The following is a 15,268-nucleotide window of genomic DNA, read 5'->3' as shown; positions in this document are numbered from 1 at the left end:
CCCTTCAGGAGGTGGAAACGCGGTACGTGCGGCCGGGCAGCGCCCCGCCGAGGTGTCGTTCGAGGTCGGCGGCGGCGGCGACCAGGGCGGCGCGGGGGCTGTCGCAGGCGACGCCGAGCCGGTCGGCGAGGAACTGCACGTCCTCGCAGGCCAGGACCCCGTCGATGCCGCCGAGGGTGGTGTCGAAGTGCCGGACGCCGCTCTTCATCGCGGTCAGCGCGTTGACGAGGCCGAGGCCGTGCCGGTCGCGCAGGCGTACCCGTAAGGACACGGGCATGGGCCTCGTGGCAGCGCGGACGGTCGCGTCCTGCAGCAGCTCCCGGACCTGGCGGGGCGAGGCCGCCTCGGCGCCCTCGTCGAGGCCGATCTCGGCGCAGCCGAGCGCGGCGAGCATGTCGACGGCGTCGAGCACGTCGGCGGCGCGGGCGGGCGCGAACGCGTCCGGCAGCCAGCAGGCCGCCGTCATGTCGTAGCGGCCGGCCTCGTCGAGGATGTGTTTCGTGACGACGGGGTCCCCGGCGGGCAGCTCGATCACCCCGGCGCCGGACAGGGCCGCGTCGGCGACCTCGTCGGCGGTCGCGACGAGCGCGGTCGCGGTGCGCCGGTCGCCGGTCGAGACGAGGCAGCCGTACGGGTCCCGCACGCGCACCCGGACCCCGGCGGCGCGCAGCGCGGTGGCGAGGGCGCCGGCGGCGGTGGCGGGCACGGCGTGGGTGCGCAGCGCGGACAGCAGCCCGGTGTCGGCGACGCTGACCAGGTCGGGCAGCACGTCGGCGAGCTGTCCCCAGGCCCGGGAGTGGAACAGCAGCGGCGCGACGACCCGCTCGGTCGACGCGCCGAGGACCGCACCGACGAAGATGGTGTGGTCGCCGCCGGCGTACGCGTGCACGACCCGGCAGTCGAGCCAGCCGACGGCGTCGGTGAGCACCGGCGCGCCGGTGACCCGGGTCTCCCAGGCGCCGCCGGCGAACCGGTCCGCGACGCCTTCCTGGCCGGCGAAGCGGCGGCCGACCATCGTCTGGTCCTTCGCCAGGACGCTGACGGCGAAGACGCCGCTGGCCTCGATGAGCGCGTGCGTGGTGATCCGCCGGTTGAGGCACACGAGGATCAGCGGCGGGTCCATGCTCACGCTGGAGAACGAGCTCGCGGTCATGCCGTGCCAGCCGTCGCCCGCGACCGTGGTCACGACGCTGACTCCGCTCGGCCACTGTGCGAGCACCGAGCGGAACGTGTCGGGGTCGATCGTCACCCGCGCTCACCTTCTGTCTGCCGAACTGTTCCACTTGGCGAAACGCTGTCACCGTCAAGGTAACGACGGTGGTCAAGCGATGTCAACGATGTGCGACGCCGTTTCCCCTAGGGAAATCTGTGCTTAGACTTCTGGGGTGTCGACCACCACCACGGCGGCTTCCGCCGACAACACCGACGGCTCCGCGAGCCGCTCCATCGCGGCGGTCGAGCGGGCCATGGACGTCCTGCTCCTCTTCGGCCGGGTCGGGCGCCCCGACCTGGGCGTGACCGAGATCGCCGCCGAGCTCGGCCTGACCAAGGCGGCGGTGCACCGCATCCTCACCGCGCTGCGCAACCGCGACCTGGTCACGGTCGACCCGACGACCCGCCGGTATGCGCTCGGCCACGCGGCGGTCGCGCTCGGCCGCGCCTACCTGGCCCGCACCGACCTGCGCGCGATCGCGGCGCCGGAGCTGCGCCGGCTGTCGGAGGAGACCGGCGAGACCGCCACCCTGTCCATCCGGCGCGGCGACATGCGCCTCTACGCCGACCAGGTGGTGCCGGAGCAGGAGCTGCGCCTGGAGGTGCAGCTCGGCACGCCCTACCCGCTGCACGCGGGCGCCTCGTCGAAGGCGTTCCTGGCGTTCCTGGGCGAGGACGAGATCGAGGTGTACCTGGCCAAGCACACCCTCGGCGCGCTGACGGAGAAGACCATCGTCGACGACGCCGCGCTGCGCCTCGAGCTGGCCGCCATCCAGCGCCGCGGCTACGCGACCTCGCTGGGGGAGCGGCAGGTCGGCGCGGCGTCGGTGGCCGCACCGGTCTTCGACCACGACGGGCACGTCATCGCGGTGCTGTCGGCGGCCGGGCCGCTGTCGCGCTTCAAGCCGCGGATGTCCGAGTGCGCCGACCGGCTTCTCGTCGCGGCCGCCCGGGTCTCCGGCCACTTCGGCTACCACGCGCCGTAGCTCGACGAGGGCTTCCGGGCGCCTCAGTGCATCCAGGGCTTCAGGACGCCGAATGCGGCGGCGGCGAGGACGGACAGCCAGATGCCCCACACGTAGGGCAGGCAGCCGTCCACCGCCCGCCGCAGGCCGCGCTCCACCTCCGGCGTCGAGCCGGTGGTCATGAGCGCGCCGTAGGGGGCGGCGAAGCCGCGCAGCGTGAGCCGGATGCCGAGGCCGCACGCGATCGCCGTGGCGTAGAGCGCGACCTTCGCGCCGAGCCACTTCGGGTTCGTCGTCACGCCGAACGGCTCGGCGGCGATGATCGTGTACCCCGCCAGGGCGTACAACACCCCGATCAAACCGATCCGGATGCCCCAGTCCGCCCGTCGCACCACGGGGTGCTTCCCCGGCTCGTGGTGGTCCTTGACCGTCAGGAACAGCCAGCCGAAGGCGAAGAGCCACACCGGCAGCACCGTCCACCACTGGAACGGCTCGAAGCCGCCCAGGCGCGCGCCGTGCGAGTCCAGGGCCATCAGGGTGACGCCGCTGGGCAGGAAGAGCACCAGGCAGATCTTCGGCCCCAGGTCCAGCCCGCCCATGATCTTCAGGGCGGTGTTGCGCGCGACGGGCGGCAGGTCGGGCCGCAGGACGAAGCGGCTGGAGTAGAAGACGCCGAGGTCCCCGCCCAGCCAGAACACGAACAGCACGATGTGCAGCAGGATCCACCAGCCCATCGCACAATGGAAACACTGATCCGCTGTGGGAAACAAGTGCTTGACTCTGGCGTGGCGCGCTGCCTAGCGTCACGAGCATGACGCTGGGCAACTACCTCGAGGACTTCACCGTCGGCGCGGTCTATCAGCACCCGCTGGGGCGCACGATCAGCGAGGCCGACAACACGTGGTTCACGTTGCTCACCATGAACACCAACCAGAACCACTTCAACGCCCACTTCGCCGCCTCCGCACCGTACGGGCGGCTCATCGTCAACTCCGGGCTGAGCGTCGCGGTCGTCCTCGGGCTGTCCGTCTCCGACATGAGCCAGCACGCGATCATGAACCTCGGCTGGGAGGAGATCCGCCTCACCGCGCCGGTGTTCGTCGGCGACACCCTCTACGCCGAGTCGATCGTCCTGGAGACCCGCCCGTCGGCGTCGAGGCCCTACGCCGGCATCGTCACCTGCCGCACCCGCGGACTCAACCAGGACGGTGACGAGGTGATGTCCTGGCGGCGCAGCGTCATGGTGTACCGCCGCGACGCCCCCCACGACAAGTCACACTTCCCGGTGGCCAAGACCGGGCCGCTGACGGTATGACGATTCCGGCGCTGCATTTCCAGCCCTGGGGCGCGACGCTGCGAGAGCAGCTCGACGCGGCACGCCGGGCGGAGGCGGCCGGGGCGGCCGTGGTGTGGGCACCGGAGCTGCACCGCAGCGCGCCCGTCACCGCCGCTGCCCTCGCCGCCCGTACCCACACGGTCGGCGTGGGCACCGGGATCGCCCTGGCCTTCGCGCGCAGCCCCTTCCTCACCGCGCTGTCCGCGCTGGACCTGGACGAGTTGTCGGGCGGGCGGCTGCGTCTGGGGCTGGGCACGGGCGTGCAGCGGCTCAACGAGGACTGGCACGGCGTCGCCTGGTCCCGCCCGGTCCAGCGCCTCCGCGAGACGGTCGCCGCGATCAGGCTGGTCGTCGCAGGCGCGCACACCGGCGAGCCGGTCGACCTCGACGGCGACCTGGTCAGGCTGCGGATCCGGGGCTACCGCCGGCCGTACCCGCCGCTGCGCACCGAGATCCCGGTGTACCTGGCGGGCGTCGGACCCGCGATGGTCGCCCTGGCCGGGGAGATCGGCGACGGGTGGATCTCCCACGAGCTGTGCTCACCGTCCTACCTGTCGTCGCACGTCCTGCCACGTCTGCAACCGCGGCCCGGCTTCGAGGTCGTCGTGTCCGCCTGCTGCGCCGTCGACGACGACCCGGCCGCCGCGCGCGCCGCCGCCGCGGGGGTCGTCGGGTTCTACGCCTCGGTGCGCACCTACGCCGACCTGTTCGCCTTCCACGACCTCGCCGAGGAGCAGCGGCGCGTCATCGAGGCGTTCCGCGGCGGACTGCCCGCCGACGGGCTCGCCGGCGCCGTCGCGTCCGCCATGGTCGACCGGCTCACCCTCAGCGGCACCCCCGACGAGGTCGCGTCGCGCATCGCCGCGTACTCGGGCCTGGCCGCGGCCGTGAAGCTGAGCCCGCCGACCCACGGGCTGCCCGCCGAGCGGATCCGCGCGCTGCAGGACCGGATCCTGCGCCTGATCGAGGAGCTGAGCCGGTGAGACCGCTCGAAGACGTCCGCGTCGTCTCCCTGGAGCAGTACGGCGCGGGACCGTTCGGGTCCGTGCACCTCGCCGACCTCGGCGCCGAGATCATCAAGGTCGAGGACCCGCGGACCGGCGGCGACGTCGGCCGCTACGTGCCGCCGTTCGCCGACGGCGAGGACTCGCTGTTCTTCGAGACGTTCAACCGCAACAAGCGCTCCATCTCCCTCGACGTCACCGCGCCGGCCGGGCGGGCCGTGTTCGAGGACCTGGTGCGGGCCAGCCACGCCGTCTACTCCAACCTGCGCGGCGACGTGCCGGCGAAGCTCGGCATCCGCTACGAGGACCTCGCCGGGATCAACCCCGCGATCGTCTGCTGCTCCCTGACCGGCTTCGGCATGACCGGCCCGCGCGCCGACCAGCCCGGCTACGACTACGTCCTGCAGGGGCTCGCCGGCTGGATGGAGCTGACCGGCGAGCCCGGCGGCCCGCCGACGAAGAGCGGGCTGTCCCTGGTGGACTACAGCGGCGGCCTGGTCGCCGCGATCGCGCTCCTCGCGGGGGTGCACGCGGCCCGCCGCGACGGCGTCGGCATGGACTGCGACCTCAGCCTGTACGACACGGCCGTCGGCATGCTCACGTACCCCGCCGTGTGGCACCTCAACGGCGGCTTCCAGCCCACCCGGACGCACCACTCGGCGCACCCGTCGCTGGTGCCGTTCCAGGTGTTCGAGGCCCAGGACGGCTGGCTGGTCGTCGGCTGCGCGAAGGAGAAGTTCTGGCGGCGGCTCGCCACACTGCTCGACGGGGTCGCCGGCACGGCGCTCGCCGCCGACCCGCGGTTCGCGACGTTCGGCGACCGGCACCGCCACGCGACGATCCTGCTCGCGCTGCTCGAGGACGCCTTCGCGACGCGGACGGTGGCGGCGTGGCTCGCCGACCTCCAGCCCGCCGGCATCCCGTGCGGCCCCGTCAACGACGTCGCCGCAGCGCTCGCCGACCCGCACACCGTCGCCCGCGGCCTGGTCGTGGAGACCGACCACCCGCACTTCGGCACCGTCCGGCAGCCCGCGTCGCCGGTGCGGGTCGGCACCGACCCGGTCCCGCACCGCCGCGCCCCCCGCCGCAACGAGGACGCCGGCTACGTCCTGCACGACGTCCTCGGCTACGACGACACCCGTGTCGCCGCGCTCAAAGCCGCCGGCGCCTTCGGACCCCCCGCATGACGGTCTCCGAGGCCCTCGCCGAGTGGGCGATGTCGGTCACCGCGCCGCCGCCGCGGGTGGTCGACGCGGCGCTGCGCCACCTGCTCGACGGCTGCGGCACCGCCGTCGCCGCGCTCCGCTCGGACGCGGCCGGACCGGCGCTCGCGGTCGCCCGCGGGCTCGGCGGACCGCCCGAGGCGCGCATCCCCGGCACCGGCACGCGCCTCGGGGCGCCCGCCGCCGCGCTCGCCGGTGGGGTCCTCGTGCACGCGCTCGACTTCGACGACACCCACGCCGGAGGCCTCGTCCACGCGACGGCACCGGTGCTGCCCGTGGTGCTCGCGGTGGGGGAGCAGCTGCGGGTCAGCGGGGCCGAAGCCGTCGCGGCCGCGGTCGTCGGGCTCGAAACGATCTGCCGGCTCGGGGGTGCGGCGCCGCACGCGTTCCACGCGCGCGGGGTGCACGCCACCGCGGCCTGCGGGGTGATCGCCGCGGCGCTCGTGGCGGCCCGGCTGGACGGACTCACCCAGGCGCAGACGGTCGACGCGATCGGCATCGCCGCCAGCCAGGCCGGCGGGCTCCTGGAGTTCCTGCACACCGGGTCGTCGACGAAGCAGCTGCACACCGGCTTCGCGGCGCACCACGGGATCCTCGCCGCCCGCCTCGCCGCCGCGGGTGCCAGCGGGCCGGCGAGCGCGATCGAGGGCGCGTCCGGGTTCTACGCCGCCCTCGCCGGCCGGCGGGTCGCGCCGGAAGCGGTCCTCGACGGCCTCGGCGAGCGGTTCGAGCTGACCCGGATCACCGTGAAGCCATACCCGGCGTGCCAGCTGCTGCACGCCCCGCTCGACGCCGCCGCCACCCTGCGCCTGAACCCCGCCGACGTCTCCGCCGTGGTCGTCGACGTCCACCCCGACGCCGAGGCGATCGTCTGCGGGCCGGACCAGGCCGCGCCGCGCACCGCGTACCAGGCGAAGTTCGCCCTGGCGTGGTGTGTCGCCGCGATGCTCGTCGACCGGGCCGTCACCGTGGACACCTTCACCCGCGTCGACCGGCCCGACGTGTCGGCGTTGGCGGCGTCGGTACGGCACCGCGTGGCCGACTTCGCGGGCCCGGCCGCCGAACAGCCCGGCCGGGTCACGGTGACGCTCCGGGACGGCCGGACGCTGACCGCCGAGGTGCCGCGCAGCGGCGGCGGGCCCGGCGCGCCCGGCCTCGAAGCGACGGTGCGCGGCAAGGCCCTCGCGAACCTCGGCCCGGGCGGGCCCGCGGTCCTCGCCGCCGTCGCCGCCCTGCCGACCGCGCCCGACCTCACCGATCTGCTCGACGCGCTGGGAGCGACCGCATGACCACCTACCTGCCGGGGATCGCCGGCCCCGACCCCGCGACCGTCTACGCGTCGGCCGCCCGTCGCCTCGCGGACGCCGGGTTCGGGCCGGGCGACGTCGTCCACGTCGCCGAGTACGTCACCGCCACCGCCCCACCGGATGCGCGCGAGGGGTTCCTCGACGGGCACCGGGCGCCGGTGTCGGTCGTGCCCGTCGCCGGGTTCCCCGATCCGGGGCACCGCTTCGCCGTCGACCTGACGGTGCACCCCGGCGGGGGCGAGGCGGTCGCCGGTGGCCTGCTGCGCATCGCGGGGGACCTCGTGCACCTGCCGAGCGTCCACACCCCCACGGGGGCCTTCCGGGACCAGTACACCTGGTGCCTCGAACGCATCGGCGAGCTGCTGGGCCACGCCGGGCTGGGCCTCGACGCGCTGGTCCGCACGACCGACTTCACCGCCACCGCGACCCGCGCCGAATACCCCCGGTGCGGTCGCCCCCGGCGGGACCTGCTCGGCCCCGTCTTTCCGGGCGCCGCCGGGATCCTCGTCGACACGCCCGTCGAGGCCGGCGCCGCCGTGTCGCTCGACGCGCTCGCCGCCCGCGGGCCGCTGCGGCCGGTGAACCCGGGCTGGTCCCGGTACGACACCCTCACCTACCTCCCGGGCGTCGCCGCGGGCGACACCCTGGTCATGTCGGGCTTCGGCGCGCTCGACCCGGAGTCACAGCTGGCCGTGCACGAGGACGACCTGCCGGCGCAGGCCGCGTTCGTCTACGACAACATCGACCTGGTCGCCGCCGGCGCCACCGTCACCCGCCTCCTCGAGTACGTCACCCCCGCCGCCGTGGCCGACTACCCGAGGCTCGCCGCGGCACGCGCCGAGCGCTACCCGCACGCCGCCGTCACCTCCGTCGTCTGCTCGGCGCTGCTGCGCCCCCAGTTCCTCATCGAGGTCGTGCCGACGGCGGTGCTCGCATGATGACCGACGAGATCCGGGCGCTCATCGGCCGGGAGGCCACCTACACCGCGCCCGAACCCCTCGGCCGCGCGGCGATCCGCTACTTCGCCCTCGCGGTCGGCGACGACAACCCCGTCTACACCGACGACGCGGCCGCCCGGGCCGCCGGCCACGACGGGGTCGTCGCGCCGCCGACGCTGATCTGCGAGACCAACCAGTACGCCGGGCTGCCCCGCGACGCCGACGGCTACGCCGGCCACACGTGGGGGATCGACCTGCCCGGCACCCGCCAGGTCCGCGGCGGCAACGCCTACGAGTTCCACCGGGCGGTGCGCCCCGACGACGTGGTCACCGCCGTGTGGCGGCTCGTGGACGTCACCGAGCGGGCCACGGGTGCCGGGCAGCCGATGCTGGTGTTCACCTCGCGCGCCACCTACACCAACCAGGACGGCGACCTCCTCGCCACCAACGAGGAGACCATCATCTACCTGGCGGTGACGCCGTGAAGCCCGGACTCGAGCTGCCGCCCCTCGAACGGCTGATCGCGCTGCCCGACATGATCGCCTACGCCGGCGCCACGTGGGACTGGCACCGGCTGCACTACGACCCGTCCTACCTGGCGCCGCGCGGCCTGGACCGGCCGGTCGTCGACGGGCAGGTGTTCGGGGCGCTGCTCGCCGAGCAGGTCCAGGACTGGATCGGCACTTTTGGAGTGCTTCGCTCGCTGACGTTCCGCTTCAAGAGCCTCGTTTACGCCGGCGAGACAGTGCGCTGCCTGGGTGTTGTTCAGGCGGTCGACGGCCGGCTCGTCACCATCGAGCACCGAGTCGAAGCCGAGGGCCGGATCGCGGTCGCGCCCGCGTCGTCCACAGTGGAACTGCGATGACGACCGGGGTCTGCGTGGTCGGCGCGGCCGAGTCGGACCTCGGGGTCACCGGCAAGACCGCGCTGCACCTGCAGACGCAGGCGGTCACCCGGGCGCTCGCCGACGCCGGACTGCGCCTCGCCGACGTCGACGGGCTCGCCACCAACGGCGTGTCCCGCTTCTCCGCAACCCAGGTCGCCGAGCACCTCGGGCTGCGTCCACGGTGGACGGACTCGACGTTCGCCGGCGGCGCGGCGTTCGAGCTCTACGTCGGCCACGCCGTCCAGGCGATCCAGGCCGGGCAGGCGTCCGTCGTCGTCATCTCGTACGGGTCCAACCAGCGCTCCGCCCGCAGCCGCACCTTCGACCCCTACGAGGCGCACACGCCGGAGGCGCAGTTCGAGCAGCCGTACGGGCCGCTGTACCCCGTGTCGGCGTACGCGCTCGCCGCGCAGCTCTACCTGCACACGTACGGCGCCGACCGCGGCCGGGCCGGCATGACGTCGGTGGCCGTCGCGGCCCGCGAGTGGGCGCAGCAGAACCCGCGCGCCTACCGGTACGGTGCGGGACCGCTGGACGCCGCGGAGATGGACGCCAGTCCGCTGGTGAGCGACCCGCTGCGGGTCGCCGACTGCTGCCTCGTCACCGACGGCGGCGGCGCCGTCGTGCTGACCACTGTGGACCGCGCCCGTGACCTGCCCGCCGTCCCGGTCGAGGTCCTCGGCTACGGCGAGGCGACGACCGGCACCTCCATCGTCGGCGTCGGCGACCTGCTGCGCACCGGCGCCGTCGACTCCGGCCGGCGCGCGTTCGCCATGGCCGGGCTCACCCCCGCCGACGTCGACAGCGCCCAGATCTACGACTCGTTCACCATCACCGTGCTGCTGACCCTTGAGGCCCTCGGCTTCTGCGGCTTCGGCGAGGCGCCCGACCTCGTCGAAGCCGGGACGCTGCCGATGAACACGTCCGGCGGCGGGCTGTCCTACTGCCACCCGGGGCAGCTCGGCGTGCTGCTGCTCGTCGAGGCCGTCCGACGGCTGCGCGGCACGGCGGACCGGGTCGCGCTCGCCCACGGTACCGGCGGAATCCTCTCCACCCACGGCACCGTCCTGCTTGGACGGATCTCGTGAGCATCCCGGTGGACGAGACGACGGCCGCGTGGTGGGACGCGACGAGGCAGCGGCGGCTCACCGTCCAGCGCTGCGCCGCCTGCGGGCACCACCAGCACTACCCACGCCCGCTGTGCCTGCGCTGCGGGGAGCCCGACCCGCCCCTCGTGGACACCTCGGGCGCCGGCGTGATCGAGACGTACACCGTCGTGCGCCGCGCATCGGAGCCTTACGCGGTCGCCGTCATCACGCTCGCCGAAGGCCCCCGCCTGGTGTCCAACGTGGAGCCATGGCAGGACGCCGCGATCGGCGCCACCGTCGTCGTGCACTGGCGGCCGCTCGACGACGGCCGCAACCTTCCCGTCTTCCGTCTGGGGTGACCCGTGGACTTCGAGCTCACCGACGAGCAGCGCCAGTTCCGCGACGCGCTGCGCGCGTTCGTCGACAGGGAGATCCGGCCCGTCGCCCGCGAATGGGAGGCGACCGACCGATACCCGGCCGAGATCGTCGAGACCATGCGGCGGATGGGGCTGTTCGGGCTGACCGTCCCCGAGGAGTACGGCGGCCTCGGCGCCGACATGGTCTCCTTCGCCCTCGTCTTCGAGGAGATCGCGAAGGGCTGGATGGGCATCGCCGGCATCCTCGGCAGCCACTCCCTGTCGTGCTGGCTGATCGCGCGGCACGGCACCGACGAGCAGCGCCGCGCGTACCTGCCGGACCTCGCGACCGGGGCCCGCCGCACCGGGATCGCGCTCACCGAGCCCGACGCCGGCACCGACCTGCAGGGCATCCGCACCGTCGCCCGCCGCGACGGCCAGGACTACGTCATCACCGGCCGCAAGACCTGGATCACCAACGCCCGGCACGCCGACCCGCTGCCGGTCCTGGTCAAGACCGACCCGTCGGCCGACCCCGCGCACCGCGGCATGTCCGTGCTGCTCGTCGAGGCCGGCACCCCCGGCTTCGAGGTGCTCCGGGACCTGCCGAAGCTCGGCTACAAGGGCACCGAGTCGTGCGAGATCCTCTTCGACGACTGCCGGGTCCCCGCGTCCGCGCTGCTCGGCGGCGTCGAGGGGCGCGGCATGCAGCAGGTCCTGTCGGGCCTGGAGACCGGCCGGATCAACGTCGCCGCCCGCGCCCTCGGCATCGCCCAGGCCGCCTACGACGAGGCCCTGCGCTACGCGGGGCAGCGCAGGGCGTTCGGGTCGCAGATCTCGGAATTCCAGGCGATCCAGCTGCGGCTCGCCGACATGGCGATGCAGGTCCAGGCGGCGCGGCTCATGGTGTACTGGGCGGCGTCCCGCGCCGACGCCGGCCGCCGCGTCGACATGGAGGCCGGGATGGCGAAGGCGTTCGCGTCGGAGGCGGCCGCCGCGTGCGCGTTGTCGGCGATGCAGGTCCACGGCGGCTACGGCTACTCCAAGGAGTTCGACGTCGAACGCCTCTACCGCGACGCGCCGCTGATGATGATCGGCGAAGGCACCAACGACATCCAGCGCATCGTCATCGCCAAGGCGCTCACCAGCGGGAAGGGCAGCATCGGATGAGGTCCTACCTGTACGTGCCGGGCGACGCTCCCGCGAAGCTCGACAAGGCCCTGGACCGGGGGGCCGACGCGCTCATCGTCGACCTGGAGGACGCGGTGCCCCTGGCCGGCAAGGCCCGCGCCCGCGCGATCGTCGCCGCCTGGCTGGCCGACCTGCCGGCCGCCGGTCCCGCGGTCTGGGTGCGGGTGAACCCTGGCCCCGCCGGCTTCGACGACGTCCGTGCGGTCGTCGGCCCCCGGCTGGCCGGCGTGTGCCTCGCCAAGGCGGGCAGCGCCGCGGAGGTCGCCGCGCTCGGGACGGTGCTGGCCGCGGTCGAGGAGGAGCGGGGGCTTCCGGTCGGCGCGGTCCCCGTCGTACCGCTGCTGGAAACGGCGACAGCGGTCCTCGACGCCGCCCAGATCGCCCGGGCACCGCGGGTCGCGCGGCTGCAGATCGGCGAGGCGGACCTGCGTGCCGAGCTCGGCGTCACCCTGGGCCCCGACGAGCGTGAGCTGCTCTTCGTCCGCTCGCAGGTCGTCCTCGCGAGCGCCGCCGCCGGGATCGCCGCGCCGGTCGCGTCCGTCAGCACCGACTACCGCGACCTGCCGGCGCTGCGGGCGTCGACGGTCGCCTTCCGGCGGCTCGGGTTCGTCGGCAGGGCGTGCATCCACCCGGCGCAGATCCCGGTCGTCAACGAGGTCTTCACCCCGTCGGCGGTCGAGATCGCGGTGGCGGCCGACCTGGTGGAGCGCTTCGACGCCGCGGTCTCCTCGGGCGCGGGCGTGCTCGTCGGCGCCGACGGCCGCATGGTCGACGCCGCCGTGGTCCGCGCCGCCCGGCGCGTGCTGGACCTCGCCGGCCAGCTGTTCGATGATCCGGAAGACGTTGTGCAGCTATGACTGCACAAGGTCTTCCGGATCATGGTGGCGCCTCCGGTGCCCGGCCGCCGATCTTCGCTTGCTCCGCGGTGATCGAATTGCAGTTCTGGTCGTCATCACAGCCAGATTCGTCATTCGATCAAGCGGCGGGGAAGGAATGCAGGCCTCACGGCAGCCTCGCCACCGCCTTCGGGCCCAGCGCGAGCAGCTTCGGCTTCGCGGCGTCGACGTCGCCGGCGGCGACCACCACCACGACGAACGCGCCCTTGATCGAGAACAGGAAGACGGTGCTGATGAACGCGGCCTCGCCGATGCCGGGGACCCGTTCGCTGTCCGGGAAGTTGGCCTTGACTGTCTCGAACTCGCCGTCGAACCCGGCGCGGTCCTCGGGGTAGACGCTGACCGTGGTGAGCAGCTTCGTGCCCTGCTGGTCGAAGGAGCAGACCCGCTCGCCGGTACGGTTGCCGCGGATCTCCTCGCCGGGTTCGATCGTGCCGCCCCGCACCTGCTGCACCTCCTCCGGCGTCAGCAGCCCGCACGGGTCCGGGGTCGCCGCCGTCGCGGCCGGATCGAGCAGGTGGTCGTCGGGCTCGTCGCTCGGGCGAGGCATGCAGCCCGCCAGCGTCACGGCGGTGAGCGCGGCGAGCACCGTACGCACGGACTTCGATGCGAGCATGCCGACAGTGTCACGCGCCGTGTCAACGCCGGCCCGGGCGGCGTTGTGAACCTGCTGCGAAGGTGTCGGGCGGGTCCGGTGCACGCCGGCCCGTGCGGCCCGGATCGGCTCTACCGTCCGTCCCGTGGAGACGGTTGACGTACTGGTGGTCGGGGCCGGACTGGCGGGCCTGCACACGGCCCGCCTGCTCGCGGAGCGGGACCTGCGGGTCCTGGTCGTCGACCGGCGCAGGTCCCTCGCGGCCGGGGTCCGCACGACCGGGATCTTCGTGCGGCGCACCCTGGACGACTTCGACCTGCCCGGCCACCTCCTCGGCCCCGGCGTCCGCGACGTGCTGCTCTACCCGCCGTCCCGTCGCGACCCTGTGCACCTGACCAGCGACCGCGACGAGTACCGCGTCGCCGACATGCCGGCCGTCTACGACCACGCCCGGCGGGCCGCGGAGACCGCCGGCGCGCGGGTGCTGCTCGGCGTCCGGTACACCGGCATCACCACCGGCATCGCGCACCTGGACGGCGCCGAGCCGGTCCGGGCCCGGTTCGTCGTCGGCGCCGACGGTGCCCGCTCCGCCGTCGCCCGCGACCTCGGCCTCGACGTCAACCGCCGGTTGCTCGTCGGCGCCGAGATCATCCACCCGAGCGGGTCCGCCACGACCGTCCCCGCGTTCCACTGCGTCCTGGACCCGCGCGTCGCCCCCGGCTACCTCGGGTGGGTCATCGACGACGGTCACCACGTCCACGCGGGCGTCGCCGGTTACCCGTCCGCGATGCGCTCCGGCGTACGCCACCTCCTGTCGGCCTTCACGTCCGACGCCCCCGGCCTGACCGCCCCCGCCGGCCCCACCGGTCCCGCAGAGCGCCGCGGCGGCCCGATCCCCGTCGGCGGGGTCCTGCGCCGCCTGGCGTGCCCGTCCGGCCTCCTCGTCGGCGACGCCGCCGGTGCCGTCTCCCCGCTGACCGCCGGCGGCCTGGACCCGTGCCTGCGCCTGTCCGAGCTTGCCGCCACGGTCACGGCCGACTATCTGCGCACCGGCGACGACCATGTGCTGCGCGCCTACGACGGCAACGCCCTGCGCTCCCGCTTCCGCGGCCGCCTCGCCCTGCGCCGGGCCCTCGCGTCCGTCACCTCCCCGGCCGCCGCCGAGGCCGCGGTCGCCCTTCTCCGCACCCGCCCTGGCCGCTCCGCCGCCGCCAGGATCCTCTTCGGCGACCGCTCCTTCCCCGACGTCCCGTCCCCGTCCTCGTCACCGTCACCCAGCCCGGTCCGGTGACCCGACCGTCAGCGGGCCCAGTCCGGTAGCGGTTCCCTGGCGTCGATCCACGGCCGCGGTACGCCGGCGCCCGTCTCGGTGCGTTCACCGACACCCGTGTACGCGGCCACGATCCCGCCGGCGATCGCCGCGGTGGTGTCGATGTCGCCGCCCGCGACGACGCACGCGGTCACGGCCGCCGGGTAGTCGTCGAGGTGCGTCGCGGCCACCCACACCGCGAACGGCACCGTGTCCTGCGCCGTGACCCTGCTGCCGTTGCCGAGCTCGTACGCGGCCTCCTGCGCGGTCCGCCCGATCAGCCGGCCCGCCTTCGTGAGGCCCCGCTCCACGGCGCCATCGGGTGTGTGCGGCCGCAGCAGGTCCAGGAACGCTTTCGGCTCCGGCCGCACCCCACCGAGCCTCGCCGCCGCCGCGTGCGCCGCCGCGACGGCGACGACCGCCGCCCCGGCGACCCCCTCGGGGTGCGCGTGGGTGATCTCGGCGGCACGGGACGCCTGCTCGGCCGCCCGTGCGGGCCGGTCCGCGTGGTACGCCCCGACCGGCGCCACCCGCATCGCACCCCCGTTTCCGAGCGACCCCTGCTCGCCGAACGCCCGCCGCGCGGCCTCCCGCCACGGCATGCCCTCACGGATCTCGTGCAGGACGGTCGCCGCCCCGGCCCCGTAGCCGCGGTGCGACTCGTACCGCAGCGAGAACCGCGTCGCGAGCCTGTCCTGGTTGATGGCGGGCCCGTCCCGCAGTTCCGTGACGACGGAGCAGGCCATGTGCGTGTCGTCGGTCCACTCCCACGGCCCGTCGGGCACCCGCCCCGCGACCAGGTCACCCACCGACCGCCCGACCATGAAGAACTGCGCCCCGAGCGCATCCCCGACCGACAACCCCGCCAGGCTGTCGTCGACCAGCCCGAGCCGCACCCGCTCCGTGAGCGCAAACCTCACCACCCCCAGATCCTCCCAGCACCCCCACCACCCCCGTGATCC

The 15,268-nt window shown here is 74.3% G+C and carries 17 protein-coding genes; 13 read left to right on the top strand and 4 right to left on the bottom strand.

Annotated elements, in window-relative coordinates:
* Nucleotides 1-4: 4 nt before the first annotated feature.
* Nucleotides 5-1,249, bottom strand: coding sequence for a flavin reductase (locus tag ACQEVZ_RS52380; protein WP_344498608.1), 1,245 nt, complete (start codon nucleotides 1,247-1,249; stop codon nucleotides 5-7).
* Between the two features lie 136 nt (nucleotides 1,250-1,385).
* On the opposite strand from ACQEVZ_RS52380, the gene ACQEVZ_RS52375 reads away from it, so the two are divergent.
* Entirely contained in the window at nucleotides 1,386-2,198 is an 813-nt protein-coding gene (locus ACQEVZ_RS52375) for an IclR family transcriptional regulator (protein WP_344498610.1), read from the top strand.
* Between the two features lie 23 nt (nucleotides 2,199-2,221).
* Here the strand turns inward: ACQEVZ_RS52375 and ACQEVZ_RS52370 are convergent, their stop codons facing one another.
* On the bottom strand, nucleotides 2,222-2,911 hold the full coding sequence (locus ACQEVZ_RS52370) for a hypothetical protein (protein ID WP_433383084.1): 690 nt from the start codon (nucleotides 2,909-2,911) through the stop codon (nucleotides 2,222-2,224).
* 77 nt (nucleotides 2,912-2,988) lie between these two features.
* Here ACQEVZ_RS52370 and ACQEVZ_RS52365 point away from each other — a divergent pair, with 77 nt between their 5' ends.
* From ACQEVZ_RS52365 to ACQEVZ_RS52315, 11 genes are read left to right on the top strand one after another with little or no spacing between them, the layout of a single operon-like run.
* Complete coding sequence (locus tag ACQEVZ_RS52365; protein WP_344498614.1) at nucleotides 2,989-3,492, top strand: MaoC family dehydratase; 504 nt, start codon at nucleotides 2,989-2,991, stop codon at nucleotides 3,490-3,492.
* The gene (locus ACQEVZ_RS52360) at nucleotides 3,489-4,496 is read left to right on the top strand and encodes an LLM class flavin-dependent oxidoreductase (protein WP_433383082.1); all 1,008 of its coding nucleotides are present in this window, start codon (nucleotides 3,489-3,491) and stop codon (nucleotides 4,494-4,496) included. Before ACQEVZ_RS52365 ends, ACQEVZ_RS52360 begins: the two co-directional genes overlap by 4 nt.
* Nucleotides 4,493-5,704, top strand: a complete 1,212-nt coding sequence (locus tag ACQEVZ_RS52355) for a CaiB/BaiF CoA transferase family protein (protein WP_433383080.1) — start codon at nucleotides 4,493-4,495, stop codon at nucleotides 5,702-5,704. Before ACQEVZ_RS52360 ends, ACQEVZ_RS52355 begins: the two co-directional genes overlap by 4 nt.
* On the top strand, nucleotides 5,701-7,029 hold the full coding sequence (locus ACQEVZ_RS52350) for an MmgE/PrpD family protein (RefSeq protein WP_433383078.1): 1,329 nt from the start codon (nucleotides 5,701-5,703) through the stop codon (nucleotides 7,027-7,029). Before ACQEVZ_RS52355 ends, ACQEVZ_RS52350 begins: the two co-directional genes overlap by 4 nt.
* Nucleotides 7,026-7,985: a RidA family protein gene (locus tag ACQEVZ_RS52345; RefSeq protein WP_433383076.1), complete on the top strand. Its 960-nt coding sequence runs from the start codon at nucleotides 7,026-7,028 to the stop codon at nucleotides 7,983-7,985. The genes ACQEVZ_RS52350 and ACQEVZ_RS52345 overlap by 4 nt, the downstream gene beginning before the upstream one ends.
* Nucleotides 7,982-8,470: an FAS1-like dehydratase domain-containing protein gene (locus ACQEVZ_RS52340; RefSeq protein WP_433383074.1), complete on the top strand. Its 489-nt coding sequence runs from the start codon at nucleotides 7,982-7,984 to the stop codon at nucleotides 8,468-8,470. The genes ACQEVZ_RS52345 and ACQEVZ_RS52340 overlap by 4 nt, the downstream gene beginning before the upstream one ends.
* Nucleotides 8,467-8,850: a MaoC/PaaZ C-terminal domain-containing protein gene (locus ACQEVZ_RS52335; RefSeq protein ID WP_354904899.1), complete on the top strand. Its 384-nt coding sequence runs from the start codon at nucleotides 8,467-8,469 to the stop codon at nucleotides 8,848-8,850. The genes ACQEVZ_RS52340 and ACQEVZ_RS52335 overlap by 4 nt, the downstream gene beginning before the upstream one ends.
* Entirely contained in the window at nucleotides 8,847-9,959 is a 1,113-nt protein-coding gene (locus ACQEVZ_RS52330) for a thiolase C-terminal domain-containing protein (RefSeq protein ID WP_433383072.1), read from the top strand. Before ACQEVZ_RS52335 ends, ACQEVZ_RS52330 begins: the two co-directional genes overlap by 4 nt.
* Nucleotides 9,956-10,318 (top strand): Zn-ribbon domain-containing OB-fold protein, encoded by a 363-nt coding sequence (locus ACQEVZ_RS52325; RefSeq protein WP_344498630.1) that lies wholly within the window; start codon nucleotides 9,956-9,958, stop codon nucleotides 10,316-10,318. Before ACQEVZ_RS52330 ends, ACQEVZ_RS52325 begins: the two co-directional genes overlap by 4 nt.
* A gap of 3 nt (nucleotides 10,319-10,321) precedes the next feature.
* On the top strand, nucleotides 10,322-11,485 hold the full coding sequence (locus ACQEVZ_RS52320) for an acyl-CoA dehydrogenase family protein (protein ID WP_433383069.1): 1,164 nt from the start codon (nucleotides 10,322-10,324) through the stop codon (nucleotides 11,483-11,485).
* On the top strand, nucleotides 11,482-12,363 hold the full coding sequence (locus ACQEVZ_RS52315; protein WP_433383067.1) for an HpcH/HpaI aldolase/citrate lyase family protein: 882 nt from the start codon (nucleotides 11,482-11,484) through the stop codon (nucleotides 12,361-12,363). Before ACQEVZ_RS52320 ends, ACQEVZ_RS52315 begins: the two co-directional genes overlap by 4 nt.
* A gap of 145 nt (nucleotides 12,364-12,508) precedes the next feature.
* On the opposite strand, the gene ACQEVZ_RS52310 is transcribed toward ACQEVZ_RS52315, so the two are convergent.
* Complete coding sequence (locus tag ACQEVZ_RS52310; protein ID WP_433383065.1) at nucleotides 12,509-13,018, bottom strand: hypothetical protein; 510 nt, start codon at nucleotides 13,016-13,018, stop codon at nucleotides 12,509-12,511.
* Nucleotides 13,019-13,142: 124 nt separating this feature from the next.
* Between ACQEVZ_RS52310 and ACQEVZ_RS52305 the strand changes: the two genes are divergently transcribed.
* A complete protein-coding gene (locus ACQEVZ_RS52305) occupies nucleotides 13,143-14,288 on the top strand; it encodes an NAD(P)/FAD-dependent oxidoreductase (protein ID WP_344498638.1) in 1,146 nt (381 codons plus the stop codon).
* An 8-nt stretch (nucleotides 14,289-14,296) separates the two neighbouring features.
* Here ACQEVZ_RS52305 and ACQEVZ_RS52300 read toward each other — a convergent pair whose 3' ends face one another.
* A complete protein-coding gene (locus tag ACQEVZ_RS52300) occupies nucleotides 14,297-15,226 on the bottom strand; it encodes an ADP-ribosylglycohydrolase family protein (RefSeq protein ID WP_433386154.1) in 930 nt (309 codons plus the stop codon).
* Nucleotides 15,227-15,268: the final 42 nt, after the last annotated feature.

The sequence above is a fragment of the Dactylosporangium sp. CA-152071 genome, from assembly GCF_050936335.1.
Classification (GTDB): Bacteria; Actinomycetota; Actinomycetes; order Mycobacteriales; family Micromonosporaceae; genus Dactylosporangium; species Dactylosporangium maewongense.
This window is presented reverse-complemented; position numbering and strand designations above follow the sequence as displayed.